This window comes from Polaribacter sp. (assembly GCF_965660385.1).
Classification (GTDB): Bacteria; Bacteroidota; Bacteroidia; order Flavobacteriales; family Flavobacteriaceae; genus Polaribacter.
This window is the reverse complement of sequence record NZ_CBFHZT010000004.1, coordinates 1-14,761: the sequence shown is the minus strand read 5'-3', so window position 1 is coordinate 14,761 and position 14,761 is coordinate 1. Positions and strand designations below refer to the sequence as shown.

Genomic DNA, 14,761 nt, shown 5'->3' with positions numbered 1-14,761 from the left:
ACTTACTGCTATGTTAAAAAATATCATTTTAGGAATCAAAGAGTATGCTGGTGCATTTGAGCTTATTTCAAAACTAAAACTATGGAGATACTTTATTATCCCAATTTTAATAAGTGTATTAACAGCCATTTTTATAGGTATAGAAGCCTATGTTTTATCTGATAATGTTGGTGGTTTTATTGCCAAAATTTGGGTTTGGGATTGGGGAAAAGAAACCTTTGCATCAATCAGTAATTTTGTAGGTGGCATTGTAGTGCTTGTAATTGGGTTAATTTTATACAAGCATATTATAATGGCTTTGTCTGCGCCATTTATGAGTCCAGTTTCAGAAAAAATTGAAAAATATTATTATGGAGATTTAAAACATTTACATCGTAAAACAACGAATTCAGAGCAACTGATTCGTGGAATTAGAATAAACCTAAGAAACTTAGGTAAAGAATTGTTAATTACAATTCCTATTTTATTATTAAAATTCATTCCGATTGTAAATATTTTTTCTACTATTTTATTGTTTGTAGTGCAGGCTTACTATGCAGGTTTTGGTAACATGGATTATACTTTAGAGCGTCATTTAAGTTATAAAGAAAGTGTTGATTTTGTAAGTAAAAACAAAGGTTTTGCCATAGGAAATGGTATTGTATTTATGTTGTTTTTATTTATTCCAATTGTAGGAATTATTGTTGTTTTACCACTTTCAGTAACTGCTTCATCTCGAAAAACACTTAAACTATTACACAATAAACACGAAATCGTTTATGAAAAATAAGTTCTACAACTACATAGAAAATCTCCAAGATACCATTACCTCTAAATTAGAAGCTGTTGATGGTTTGGCTAAATTTAAACAAGATATTTGGCAAAGAAAAGAAGGTGGAGGAGGAAGAACTCGTGTTATTGAAAACGGTGCTGTTTTTGAAAAAGGAGGCGTGAATATTTCTAAAGTGTTTGGAGAGTTACCTGAAGCCCTCAGAAAGCAATTTAATGTAAAGGAAGGTAACTTTTTTGCTTGTGGTTTAAGTTTGGTATTGCATCCAAAAAATCCTTTTGTACCCACAGTTCATGCCAATTGGCGTTATTTTGAAATGTATGATTCTGATGGGAATATTGTAACACAATGGTTTGGTGGAGGTCAAGATTTAACACCTTATTATTTATTTGATGAAGATGCAACTCATTTTCATAGAGTTTGTAAATCCGCTTGCGACAAACATCACCCTGAGTTTTATCCAAAGTTTAAAAAAACCTGTGATGAGTATTTTTGGAATGCACACAGAAACGAAGCACGTGGAATTGGAGGTTTATTTTTCGATTATTTAAAAGAAACGGATGAGTTTTCAATTGAAAACAGATACAATTTTGTAACTCAAGTTGGCAATAGCTTTTTAGAAAGTTATGTACCCATTGTAGAAAAGAGAAAAGCAATTTCTTATACAAAAGAACACAAAGATTGGCAAGAAATAAGAAGAGGAAGGTATGTAGAATTCAATTTAGTACACGATAGAGGAACACTTTTTGGTTTAAAAACAAATGGTAGAATAGAGAGTGTTTTAATGAGTTTACCACCAGTTGTGCAATGGAAATACAATCATAAACCAGAAGAAAACTCTGATGAGGCTAGATTGTTAGAGATTTTAGAAACTCCTAAAAACTGGATTTTGTGTTAAGTTATCACCTCTAATTTTTAAAAATCAAAATATTGAATATCTTTTTTTGAAATGCCAAAATAAATTATACTTTAAATCATAATTCTATTGCTAAAGGTACTAATTCTTTGATTAATGAGAGACCTTTCAATTACCACCAGAAAAAGAGAAACATATATAAAATTTATTCAGGTTTATAGATATCTAAAATGGCAGATGATAAGATGAATATTATTGAATATTTAAGTATTTAATATTATTATTGAATTATATTTTAAATTAATTTTAAAACAGCCTTATATTTTAAGGATATTACAATTTTTTTAAAAGCTTTATTTTTAGATTTTAGCTATTTTTTAAGAAAAAATCAACGCTTTTTTGTACTTTTGCAAAATATAAAGTATAGAAATGGCAAGATTTGAATTAAAGTTACCTAAAATGGGGGAAAGTGTTGCAGAAGCAACTATTACTTCTTGGTTAAAAGAAGTAGGAGATTCTATCGAATTGGATGAGGCTGTTGTAGAAATTGCTACAGATAAGGTTGATTCTGAGGTACCAAGTGAGGTAGAAGGCACTTTAGTTGAAATTTTATTTGAAAAAGATACTGTTGTTGGTGTTGGAGAAACTATTGCCATTATTGATACTGAAGGAGAAGATTCGAATTCAGAAAATACACAAAATGTCACTTCTAATGACACTGTCATTTCGAGTACAGTTGAGAAATCTCTTCAAGAACAAGAAGAAAAAGCTGTTGAAATTACAGCAACACCAATCGCAAAAACTTCAGATTCGGGTAAATTTTATTCACCATTAGTAAGAAACATTGCGCAAACTGAAGGTGTTTCTATGGAAGAGTTAGAAGGTATATCAGGCACAGGAAAAGAGGGAAGAGTAACTAAAAATGATATTTTATCATTTATAGAAAATAGAGGAAATACTAAAAATACTGATGCTAATGAAATTTCAAATCCAGTTGAGAAATCGCAACCAGTAAAATCAACTCAAATAGAAAAACCAGTTGCAAAAGCAGCTCCTCTTTCTGTAAATGGTGGGGATGAAATTATAGAAATGAGTAGAATGGGTAAACTGATAGCCAAGCATATGGTTGCTTCAGTACAAACCTCTGCTCATGTGCAATCTTTTATAGAAATTGATGTTACCAACATTGTAAAATGGAGAAATAGAGTAAAGGACGCTTTCTTGAAAAGAGAAGGAGAAAAGTTGACTTTTACCCCAATTTTAATGCAAGCTGTTGCATCTACCATTAAAAAATATCCACTTATAAATATTGCTTTGGATGGCGATAATATTATTAAAAAGAAAAACATCAATTTAGGAATGGCTGCTGCTTTGCCAGATGGTAATTTAATTGTACCAGTGATTAAAAATGCTGATCAATTGAATTTAGTTGGTATGACAAAGGCTGTGAATGATTTGGCAAATAGAGCAAGAAATAACGGATTGAAACCAGATGAAATACAAGACGGAACGTACACTGTAACTAATGTTGGTAGTTTTGGTTCTGTTATGGGTACACCAATAATCAATCAACCTCAAGTTGCTATCTTGGCCTTAGGTGCAATTAGAAAGGTGCCAGCGGTTATAGAAACTCCTGAAGGTGATTTTATAGGCATTAGACAAAAAATGTTTGTCTCACATTCTTACGATCATAGAGTTGTAAATGGTGCTTTAGGTGGAATGTTTATTAAAACTTTAAAAGAAATTTTAGAGGCTTGGGATGTGAATCAAGATTTCTAAAATCTAAAAATATCGTAAAAAAAAAAGAGCTTGAAAATACAAGCTCTTTTTTTATGAAATATATAAAAATTTATGAATTACTTTCTGTTCTAGTTTCAGGTTTTTTTTCACCTTTTTCTATATTGATAGTCAATTCATCTTTAACGTCATCAAAGTCCATTTTAATGGTATCGCCTTCAGTTAGTTTAGAATTTACAATTTCTTCGGCTAAGGCGTCTTCAATATACTTTTGAATAGCTCTCTTTAATGGTCTTGCACCATATTTTTTATCAAAACCTTTGTCAGCAATATAATCTTTAGCTTTATCACTTAAATTTAAAGTGTAACCTAAATCAGAAATTCTGTGGAGTAATTTATCCAATTCAATATCAATGATTGAGTGAATATCTTCTCTTTCTAAGGCGTTAAAAACAATCACATCATCAATTCTATTTAAAAATTCAGGCGCAAAAGATTTCTTTAAGGCACCTTCAATTACAGATTTTGCATGTGCATCTGCCTGTTCTTTTCTAGAAGATGTTCCAAAACCAACTCCACCACCGAAGTCTTTTAATTGACGAGCACCTATGTTAGAGGTCATGATAATAATTGTGTTTCTAAAATCAATCTTTCTACCTAAACTATCAGTAATATGTCCATCATCTAAAATTTGCAACAACATATTAAAAACATCAGGGTGCGCTTTTTCAATTTCATCTAATAAAATAACAGCGTATGGTTTTCTGCGTACTTTTTCAGTTAATTGACCACCTTCTTCGTAACCAACGTAACCTGGAGGGGCACCTATTAAACGAGAAATCGCGAACTTTTCCATATATTCACTCATGTCAATTCTAATTAAAGAATCATCAGAATCAAATAATTCACGAGCTAAAATTTTAGCCAATTGAGTTTTACCAACACCAGTTTGTCCTAAAAAAATAAAAGATCCAATAGGTTTGTTTGGGTCTTTTAAACCAACTCTATTTCTTTGTATGGCTTTCACAACTTTTGTAACAGCTTCATCTTGCCCAATTACCTTACCTTTAATCATGGCTGGTAATTCATGCAAACGATGACTTTCAGCTTCTGCAACTCTATTTACAGGGATACCTGTCATCATAGAAACTACTTCAGCAACATTATCTTCTGTTACAATTTCTCTATTTAATTTAGAGTCATCTTCCCACTGTTTTTGGGCAGAATTTAAAGCAGCTTCCATATTTTTTTCATCGTCTCTTAACTTTGCAGCTTCTTCATATTTTTGTCCATTTACAGCTTTGGTTTTTTGCTCTTTAATAATTTCTAGCTGAGCTTCTAATTCTAAAACTTGTTTTGGAACAACAATATTGGTAATGTGAATTCGAGAACCAGCTTCATCTAAAGCATCAATAGCTTTGTCTGGTAAATACCTGTCTGTCATGTATCTATTTGTTAATTTTACACATGCTTCAATAGCATCATCTGTAAAATCAACATTATGATGTTCTTCGTATTTGCCTTTAATGTTGTTTAAAATTTGTATGGTTTCTTCAACAGTTGTAGGGTCTACAATTACTTTTTGAAAACGGCGTTCTAAAGCACCATCTTTTTCAATGTTTGTTCTAAATTCATCTAAAGTGGTAGCACCAATACATTGAATTTCACCTCTTGCTAAAGCAGGTTTTAACATGTTAGAAGCGTCTAAAGAACCTGTAGCACCACCAGCACCAACTATAGTATGAATTTCATCAATAAATAAAATGATGTCATCGTTCTTTTCTAACTCATTCATTAAAGCTTTCATGCGCTCTTCAAACTGGCCTCTGTATTTTGTACCTGCTACTAGGCTTGCTAAATCTAAAGAAACAATGCGTTTATCAAATAAAATTCGCGACACTTTTCTGTCTACAATTCGCAATGCCAAACCTTCAGCAATGGCAGATTTACCAACTCCTGGTTCACCAATTAACATTGGGTTGTTCTTTTTTCTACGGCTTAAAATTTGTGAAACACGCTCAATTTCTTTTTGACGCCCAACTACAGGATCCAACCTTCCTTTTTCAGCCAAATCAGTCAAGTCTCTACCAAAATTATCTAAAACAGGTGTTTTAGATTTTTTATTGGTTTTTCCTTGTTGTTTTTGTTCAAAAGGATTGGTTTTATCTGAAGCATATTCGTCATCAGAAGGTGTTTCAGCTATTGGGTTTGAAGGCAAATCAGCATCAACATCATCTACATGTAATTGTTTGTACAATGCTTTAGCTTCATCATAATTTACATGATATTTCTGAATCAACTTAGTAGTTGGATCATTCTCATTTCGTAATACACAAAGTAATAAATGCGCTGTGTCTATAGCATCACTTTGATACAGTTTAGCTTCTAAAAATGTTGTTTTTAAAGCTTTCTCTGCCTGCCTTGTTAATCGTAAACTTGGTTTATCTGTAAGTTCTGTAAATGTTGGGTTTGACGGATTTAATTGCTCCAGCTTTTTTCGTAATAGGGTAAAGTCAACATCAAATGCTGTTAATATTTCTATTGCTTTTCCTTCGCCTTTTCTAATCAAACCAAGTAAAAGATGCTCAGTTCCAATAAATTCGTGCCCTAACCTTAGGGCTTCTTCTTTACTGAATGTGATTACATCTCTAACTTTTGGTGAAAAATTATCGTCCATATTTCTTTCTTTCTAATTTGATGTGATGTAAATTTAGTCCTTTTTTATCAAAATAATTACAAAAAAGATGCCATTGTAAAAAACTGACAGTTTGACTCGAAGTACAATGTAGAAAACTATTGGAAATCAAGCAAATAATATACTGTTAAAAATTATTAAAAAATGTTGATAACTCTGCTGTTTTGAAGAGTCTAAATTCTTTGCAAATACTATGAGAAATCGTATCTTGCCATGTTTTAAATTTTAGCATAAATACTAATAAGAATTATATATGGCAGACGGAGAAAAATTAATTCCGATTAATATTGAAGAGCAGATGAAAGCTGCATACATTGATTACTCAATGTCAGTAATAGTTTCAAGAGCATTACCAGATGTAAGAGATGGTTTAAAACCAGTGCATAGAAGGGTTTTGTATGGTATGCATGAGTTAGGAATTAAAGCAACAGGTGCTTATAAAAAATCAGCAAGAATTGTTGGTGAAGTATTGGGTAAATATCATCCTCATGGAGATACTTCTGTTTATGATTCTATGGTAAGAATGGCACAAGATTGGAGTGTGCGTTATATGATGGTTGATGGTCAAGGTAACTTCGGCTCAGTAGATGGAGATTCTCCTGCTGCAATGCGTTATACTGAGGTAAGAATGCAAAAAATATCAGAAGAAATGCTAGCTGATATTGAAAAAGAAACTGTAGATCATACCCTAAATTTTGACGATACGTTGCAAGAACCTACTGTTCTACCAACCCGTATTCCGAATTTATTAGTAAATGGTGCCTCTGGTATTGCTGTTGGTATGGCTACAAATATGGCGCCTCATAATTTAACAGAAGTTATTAATGGTACTGTTGCCTATATTGATAATAGAGATATCGAAATCGATGAATTAATGCAACATATAACTGCACCTGATTTTCCAACAGGAGGTATTATTTATGGTTATGATGGTGTAAGAGAAGCCTTTCATACAGGTCGTGGACGAATTGTAATGCGTGCAAAAGCCAATGTTGAAGAGGTTAAGGGGCGTGAGTGTATTGTGGTAACAGAAATACCATACCAAGTGAATAAGGCAGATATGATTAAGAAAACTGCTGACTTGGTTAATGAAAAGAAAATTGAAGGTATTGCTAATATTAGAGATGAGTCTGATAGAAATGGAATGCGAATTGTATATATTTTAAAACGAGATGCCATTCCAAATATCGTTTTAAATAAGTTGTTCAAATACACGCAATTACAAACTTCTTTTAGTGTAAATAATATTGCACTTGTTAAAGGAAGACCAGAACAATTAAATTTAAAACAATTAATTCATTATTTTGTTGAACACAGACACGAAGTTGTAGTTAGAAGAACTGAATTTGAATTAAAAAAAGCTGAAGCAAGAGCACATATTTTAGAAGGTTTAATAATAGCTTCTGATAATATTGACGAAGTAATTAAAATAATAAGAGCATCCTCTAATGCAGATGAAGCAAGAACTAGTTTAATAGAACGTTTTGAACTTACAGAAATACAAGCAAAGGCTATTGTAGAAATGCGATTACGTCAGTTAACAGGTCTAGAACAAGACAAGTTACGTGCTGAGTACGAAGAAATAATGTTAACAATTACAGATTTAAAAGATATTTTAGCAAATGAGCCTAGACGTTATCAAATCATAAAAGATGAATTGTTGCACATCAAAAGTAAATATGGTGATGAGCGAAAATCAACCATAGAGTATGCTGGAGGTGATATGCGTATTGAGGATATGATTCCTGATACAAAAGTAGTGGTTACTATCTCTAACGCAGGTTACTTAAAACGTACTAATCTTGATGAATACAAGGTGCAGAATAGAGGAGGAAGAGGTCAAAAAGGAGCAACTACAAGAAATGAGGATTTCTTAGAGCACTTATTTGTGGGTACAAACCACCAATATATGTTATTCTTTACTCAAAAAGGAAAAGTATTTTGGATGCGTGTTTACGAAATTCCTGAAGGTGGAAAAAACACCAAAGGTAGAGCAATGCAAAACTTAATCAATATAGAACAAGATGATAAAGTTAAAGCATTCTTAGTAACTCAAGATTTAAAAGACGAAGACTATATCAATAGCCATTATGTAATTATGGCCACCAAAAAAGGTCAGGTTAAAAAGACTTCTTTAGAGCAATATTCACGTCCAAGAACCAATGGTATCAATGCAATTACTATTAAAGATGGTGATGAGTTGTTAGAAGCTAAATTAACCACTGGAGATAGTCAGGTAATGTTGGCACTAAAATCAGGTAAAGCAATTCGTTTTGAAGAAGCAAAAACAAGACCAATGGGTAGAACAGCCTCTGGTGTTAGAGGAATTACACTACAGCACGAAAATGATGAAGTTATAGGTATGGTTGCTGTAAATGATATGGAAAGTAATATTCTTGTTGTATCTGAAAGAGGATATGGAAAAAGATCAAGCTTAGAAGATTATAGAGTAACCAATAGAGGAGGTAAAGGAGTAAAAACTTTAAATATTTCTGACAAAACAGGTAACCTTGTTGCCATTAAAAATGTTGACGATTCTAACGATTTAATGATTATCAACAAATCTGGAATTATTATTAGAATGGCAGTTGAAGATTTAAGAGTTATGGGGCGTGCAACACAAGGTGTACGACTAATAAACATTAAAGATGATGACAGTATTGCTGCTGTTGCCAAAGTAGTAAATGAAGATGATTCTGAAGCAGAGTCAGAAAATGGCACGGAAATTGAAAATAATACAAACGAAAACCAAGAATAACAATAAATACAATAAAAACAGAGTAAAATGAAAAATCAAATATTAGCACTTTCATTAGGATTGATGTCAATTGGAATGTTTGGGCAAAAAAGTGAACTTAAAGCTGTAGAAAAAGCTTTGAAAAAAGAAGATTTTAAAACAGCTAAACAAACTATTGCTTCAATAGATGAAAGTGCTGTGGAAGATAAATATAAAGCCAAGTACTACTTCTTAAAAGGTTCTGCTTATGGAAAATCTGATGTGGAAAAGGCTGTTGCTGCTTATAATAAATTGTTTGATTATGAAAATGAAATAGGTAAGCAAAAATATACTAAAGATGCACAACCTAAATTAGATATCTTAATTCAGTTTGTTGCTGATAAAGCTATTAATGCTTATAATGATGATAAAAATTATAAAGTGGCTGCTAAAAACTTTTATTTAACTTACAAGTTAAGTCCAAAAGATACTACTTTTTTATATAATGCTGCAGTTAGTGCTTCCTTAGCTAAAGAATTAGATACTTCATTAAAATATTATAATAAATTAAGAGAAATAGGCTATACAGGAAAAACTGCTCAATATTTGGCAACAAATAAAGCTACTGGTGAAGAAGAATTGTTTCCTAATAAAAACTTAAGAGATGTTTCTGTTAAATCAAACTCTCATACTAATCCAGTTGATAAATATTCAGAATCTAAACAAGCAGATATTGTTAAAAGTATCGGGTATATACTTATAAATCAAGGGAAAACAGATGAAGCTATAGTGGCAATTAAAGAAGCTAGAAAGTCTAACCCAAAAGATTTAAACCTATTATTAAACGAAGCGCAATTATACATTAAATTAGAGCAGATGGATAAATTTGGTGCTTTAATGGAAGAGGCAATAGAGTTAGATCCAAATAACCCAACACTATTTTTTAATCTTGGTGTTGTAAATCAAAATGAAAAAAAGACAGAACAAGCAATTACCTATTACAAGAAGGCAATTGAGATAAAGCCAGATTATGCAGATGCTTACATGAATTTAGCTGTAGCTATTTTGTCTGGAGAACAAGCCATAGTAGAAGAAATGAATAAAAATTTATCTAATTTTAAGAAATACGACGAATTAGAGAAAAAACAAAAAGCATTATACAAAAAGGCTTTACCATATTTAGAAAAAGCAGATGAATTAAGTAGATCTGAAGAAACCGTAAAATCTTTACTAAACATATACGATGTTTTGTTAATGACTGAAAAAGCAGATGTATTGAGACCTGTTTATAAAGAAATGAGAGGTCAGTAATATACCTCTGTTTGTAAAAAAAACCGAAACTTTTTGAGTTTCGGTTTTTTTTTATATAATCTTTTTAATCACTCTCAGTTTATGAGTGTGTTTTTGTAAATCAGCGTTAAAAATACCACTATGATCTAAAGTGTCAATTCGCACTTTACCATGGGCATGAATAATATTATAGTCTTTTAAAACAATACCAACATGTATTATTTCACCTTCTTCATTGTCAAAAAAAGCTAAATCACCAGGTTCACTTTCTTCTATAAAACTTAACACTTCTCCTTGTTTTGCTTGTTCACGAGCATTTCTATATAACTTATAACCACAGAGTTTGTAAACCATTTGTGTAAAACCAGAACAATCAATACCAAAAGGTGTTTTACCACCCCATAAAAAAGGGGTATTTAAAAAAATAAAAGCTTTTTGTATAATTTCAGTTTTTGGTAAATTTCCTGAAAAAGTGTCTCCCTCAAATCGAAATTTTTTATCATTTAAAAAGAAATCTTCACCTTTTAATAAAGGCAGCCTTGACCCGATTGGAATTGTAGAGAGTTTTTTATCGGAATCTGTAATAAAATCAATAAGTTGAGCAGTGTAAATTTCATCAGCTTTTGTTATTTTATGATAGGTCTCATCAGAAATAAATTCAAACTGTTTGTTATCAATAAAACCTTCGTAATTATCAAAAGATAATTTAATTTTACTCCAATACTTATCTTTTTCAAGAATTGTAAACGTTTCTCCCAATAACACCTGACTAATCATTTCTGATTTGTCTGACGGCTCTCCTCTTAAAGCAACGATACTTAAATTACAAATGCCATAAGTCATTTAGTTTACAAGTTTTATATTGAAAAAAAGGTGTTTATAGTTTTTCGATAATAATTGCACTAGCACCACCACCACCATTACAAATTGCTGCAGCACCGATTTTGGCATCATTTTGTTTTAAGATAGATGTTAAAGCAATTACAATTCTTGCACCAGATACACCCAATGGATGACCAAGCGAAACTGCACCACCATTTACGTTTACTTTATCATCACTAATATTTAATATTTTCATATTAGCCAAACCAACAATTGAAAATGCTTCGTTTAACTCAAAATAATCAACATCATCGATAGTAATATTGGCTTTATCTAAAGCTTTTGGTAGCGCTTTTGCAGGTGCAGTTGTAAACCATTTAGGCTCATGAGCAGCATCAGCATAGCTTCTAATTTTTGCTATTGGTGTTACGTTTAATTCCTTTGCTTTTTCAGCAGACATTAAAACTAGAGCAGCTCCACCATCATTTATAGTTGATGCGTTTGCAGCAGTTACTGTTCCTTCTTTTGTAAAAGCAGGTCTTAATGCAGGTATTTTGTCCATTTTAACATTCTTATATTCCTCATCCTCAGAAAATATAATAGGTTTTCCACGTCTTTGAGGAATAGAAACAGGTATAATTTCATCATCAAATTTACCTTCGCTCCAAGCTTTAGCAGAGCGTTGGTATGATTGTATTGCAAATGTATCTTGATCTTCTCTAGAAAATTCATATTTAGCCGCACATTCGTCAGCACAAACCCCCATAGCTACTTTTCCATAAGCATCAACTAAACCATCTTTCTGCATACCATCTTCCATAGTAATCGGTCCAAATTTAGAGCCAGTTCTTGCATGTTGATAATGAGGAATGGAGCTCATGTTTTCCATACCACCAGCAACAACAATATTAGCATCACCTAAAGCAATGGTTTGAGCCGCTAACATTATCGATTTCATACCAGATGCACAAACTTTATTTATTGTAGTACATGGAACCGTGTCTGGAATACCAGCATAAATTGCAGCTTGCCTAGCAGGAGCTTGTCCTAACCCAGCAGAAACAACATTTCCCATAAAAACTTCTTCAACTAAGTTTGGCTCTAATTTTATTTTTTCAAGAGCGCCTTTTATAGCTATAGCTCCCAATTTAGGTGCAGAAATGGTAGATAAACTCCCCATAAAACTTCCTATTGGTGTTCTTGCAACAGATACTATTACTACATCTTTCATAAATTATATAAGATTTTAATTGATGTGCTTTTTCTAACGCTAAATTAATCATTTTAAATCAAAAAGAAATTGTAATTTTTAGCCTTCGTATTTTTACTGTAAGTTTGTTAAACTAACAAAAGTTGAGATGAGTGAATTTGTAAATAAAATTTATAGACATAATACCATAATTTATAAAGTGATTTTATTTTTAATCACAACAATAGCTATTGTGTATTTGTTTCCAAAAGGTGGTCAATTTAAATATGATTTTAGTAATGGTCAGCTGTGGAAATACGATAACCTTTATGCAACTTTTGATTTTGCTATTCAAAAAACCGAAGAAGAAATAACAAAAGAAAAACAAAGCATAAGGAAAAACGCAAAATTATATTTTTTGTATGATACAGAAATTGTTAGTCAAGTAAAAACTGTTTTCAAAACAAAACTTAATCAGCTAAATACAAATGATTCTTTATCTGTTAATGATTTAGAACAGCTACAAAATGTAGGAAATAATATTATACAAAAGGTTTATAAAATTGGTTTTTTAGAAGGAATTAGTGAAAACCGTGTTTCTAAAAATAATGAAATTATTGCATTAAAAAAGGAAAATGAGGTACAAGATATTCTATTTAAAAGTTTATATAAATCAAAAGATGTTTTACAAATAATTAGAAATAATTTGGGTGATGAACCCTATTCTTACGGACAAGAAATTTTATTAGATATTCTTGCAGGAATTATTAAACCTAATGTTTCGTTTGATAAATCATTGACAGATAAAGTAATTGAAAACGAAATCAATAATATTTCATATACAAAAGGAAAAGTTTCAGAAGGGGAGCTTATCATATTTAAAGGTGATATTGTTGAAGGAAAAAAGTTAGCCATTTTAAATTCACTAAAAAGTGAATCGGAATCTAAGGTTTGGACAGATTCTAATTATAATTGGATTATTTTTGGTTACACCATTTTAGTATCCTTAGCACTTTTAATGTTGTTATTATTTCTCTCTAAATATAGAACTGAGATTTTTGACAATAACAATAAAGTAACCTTTATCTTTTTTAATGTTTTTGCTATTATTTTCATTCAAACTTTGGTAATTAAATACAATTCTGATTATTTGTATGTAGTACCATTAAGTATTTTACCCATCATCATAAAGGCATTTTTTGATGCTCGATTAGGGTTGTTTACACATGTTTTAACAGTTTTACTTCTAGGATATATTGTGCCAGATAGTTTTGAGTTTATTTACCTTCATATCATTGCAGGAATTGTAACAATTTTAACCGTATCAGAGTTATATAAGAGAGCCAATTTATTTATTTCAGTAGCACAGATAACGTTAATTTATATGCTAACGTATTTTGCCTTTTCTATTATTAAAGAGGGTAATGCATCACAAATAAATTTAAATTATTTTATGCTATTCGCTGCAAATGGTTTGTTATCATTTTTATCAATCATACTCATTTATATTTATGAAAAAGTTTTTGGGCTAGTTTCTGATGTTACACTCTTAGAATTATCAAATACAAATTCTAAACTGTTAAGAGAGCTAAATGAAAAAGCTCCAGGTACATTTCAACATTCAATGCAAGTTGCAAATTTAGCTGAAGCAGCAGCAAATGAAATTGGTGCAAATTCAATGTTGGTTAGAACAGGTGCATTGTATCATGATATTGGTAAAATGTTAAACCCAATGTATTTTACCGAAAATCAATCAACAGGGGTGAATCCGCATAACGATTTATCGCCAATAGATAGTTCTACCATTATTACCAATCATGTTATAAAAGGAGTTGAGTTAGCCAAAAAATATAATTTACCTGATCGAATCATAGATTTTATAAGAACGCATCATGGAACAAGTTCTACCTATTATTTTTATAATAAAGAACAAGAATTAAACCCTGATACTAAGGTTGATATCAAGAAATTTCAATATAAGGGGCCAATACCTTTCTCTAAAGAAACTGCAATTTTAATGATGTGTGATGCAGCAGAAGCCGCATCTAAAAGTATAAAAAACCCAACAGCACAATCTATTAATAATTTGATAGATAGAATTTTAGCCAAGCAAATGGCAGATAATCAGTTTTTGAATTCAGATATAACTTTTAGAGAAATAGAAGTGATTAAAAAAATTATAAAGAAAAAGTTGATGAACATCTATCATTTAAGGATTGAATATCCCGAATAAAAAAAGTTGATAAAAAGCAAAAAAAACTTTGGTAAATTGCATTTCTAATATTACATTTGCACTCGCAATTTCTATCAAGCTTTTAAAGATTGATAAATTGGAGAGGTGGCAGAGTGGTAATGCAGCAGATTGCTAATCTGTCGACCTTTTTGGTCGCCAGGGTTCGAGTCCCTGTCTCTCCGCAAAATTGCAATAAAATGTAAATTAAAATTTACATTTTATTTCGGGGTGTAGCGTAGCCCGGTCATCGCGCCTCGTTTGGGACGAGGAGGTCGCAGGTTCGAATCCTGCCACCCCGACTTTGTTTTCGTAGAAACATAAAAACTACGGGCTCTTAGCTCAGCTGGATAGAGCACCTCCCTTCTAAGGAGGCGGTCGAAGGTTCGAATCCTTCAGGGCTCACATAAAGCTTCACAGAAATGTGAAGCTTTTTTGTTTTGTATTATGTCTTTAA

At 31.4% G+C, this 14,761-nt stretch carries 9 protein-coding genes and 3 tRNA genes; 9 read left to right on the top strand and 3 right to left on the bottom strand.

Going from position 1 to position 14,761, the window contains the following annotated elements; translation table 11 throughout:
* Positions 1–10 precede the first annotated feature (10 nt).
* The 3 genes from ACTG3V_RS02090 (at position 11) to ACTG3V_RS02080 (ending at position 3,404) form a co-directional block, all read left to right on the top strand.
* Positions 11–769, top strand: coding sequence for an EI24 domain-containing protein (locus tag ACTG3V_RS02090; protein ID WP_439130467.1), 759 nt, complete (start codon positions 11–13; stop codon positions 767–769).
* Positions 759–1,667, top strand: coding sequence for an oxygen-dependent coproporphyrinogen oxidase (gene hemF / locus ACTG3V_RS02085; RefSeq protein ID WP_439130466.1), 909 nt, complete (start codon positions 759–761; stop codon positions 1,665–1,667). Before ACTG3V_RS02090 ends, hemF begins: the two co-directional genes overlap by 11 nt.
* 387 nt (positions 1,668–2,054) lie before the next feature.
* Positions 2,055–3,404, top strand: a complete 1,350-nt coding sequence (locus ACTG3V_RS02080) for a dihydrolipoamide acetyltransferase family protein (RefSeq protein WP_439130465.1) — start codon at positions 2,055–2,057, stop codon at positions 3,402–3,404.
* Between the two features lie 70 nt (positions 3,405–3,474).
* Here ACTG3V_RS02080 and ACTG3V_RS02075 read toward each other — a convergent pair whose 3' ends face one another.
* Complete coding sequence (locus tag ACTG3V_RS02075; RefSeq protein ID WP_439130464.1) at positions 3,475–6,039, bottom strand: ATP-dependent Clp protease ATP-binding subunit; 2,565 nt, start codon at positions 6,037–6,039, stop codon at positions 3,475–3,477.
* A 271-nt stretch (positions 6,040–6,310) separates the two neighbouring features.
* Here ACTG3V_RS02075 and gyrA point away from each other — a divergent pair, with 271 nt between their 5' ends.
* On the top strand, positions 6,311–8,815 hold the full coding sequence (gyrA, locus tag ACTG3V_RS02070; RefSeq protein ID WP_439130463.1) for a DNA gyrase subunit A: 2,505 nt from the start codon (positions 6,311–6,313) through the stop codon (positions 8,813–8,815).
* 27 nt (positions 8,816–8,842) lie between these two features.
* The gene (locus ACTG3V_RS02065) at positions 8,843–10,084 is read left to right on the top strand and encodes a tetratricopeptide repeat protein (protein WP_439130462.1); all 1,242 of its coding nucleotides are present in this window, start codon (positions 8,843–8,845) and stop codon (positions 10,082–10,084) included.
* A gap of 51 nt (positions 10,085–10,135) precedes the next feature.
* Here ACTG3V_RS02065 and ACTG3V_RS02060 read toward each other — a convergent pair whose 3' ends face one another.
* The gene (locus ACTG3V_RS02060; RefSeq protein WP_439130461.1) at positions 10,136–10,906 is read right to left on the bottom strand and encodes a C40 family peptidase; all 771 of its coding nucleotides are present in this window, start codon (positions 10,904–10,906) and stop codon (positions 10,136–10,138) included.
* 34 nt (positions 10,907–10,940) lie between these two features.
* Positions 10,941–12,116 (bottom strand): acetyl-CoA C-acyltransferase, encoded by a 1,176-nt coding sequence (locus tag ACTG3V_RS02055; RefSeq protein ID WP_439130460.1) that lies wholly within the window; start codon positions 12,114–12,116, stop codon positions 10,941–10,943.
* 127 nt (positions 12,117–12,243) lie between these two features.
* On the opposite strand from ACTG3V_RS02055, the gene ACTG3V_RS02050 reads away from it, so the two are divergent.
* The 4 genes from ACTG3V_RS02050 to ACTG3V_RS02035 all read left to right on the top strand — a co-directional run bounded on the left by ACTG3V_RS02050 (position 12,244) and on the right by ACTG3V_RS02035 (position 14,709).
* Positions 12,244–14,307, top strand: coding sequence for an HD family phosphohydrolase (locus ACTG3V_RS02050; RefSeq protein WP_439130459.1), 2,064 nt, complete (start codon positions 12,244–12,246; stop codon positions 14,305–14,307).
* Positions 14,308–14,406: 99 nt separating this feature from the next.
* Positions 14,407–14,489, top strand: a tRNA-Ser gene (locus ACTG3V_RS02045).
* Positions 14,490–14,531: 42 nt separating this feature from the next.
* Positions 14,532–14,606, top strand: a tRNA-Pro gene (locus tag ACTG3V_RS02040).
* A 29-nt stretch (positions 14,607–14,635) separates the two neighbouring features.
* Positions 14,636–14,709, top strand: a tRNA-Arg gene (locus tag ACTG3V_RS02035).
* Positions 14,710–14,761 lie beyond the last annotated feature (52 nt).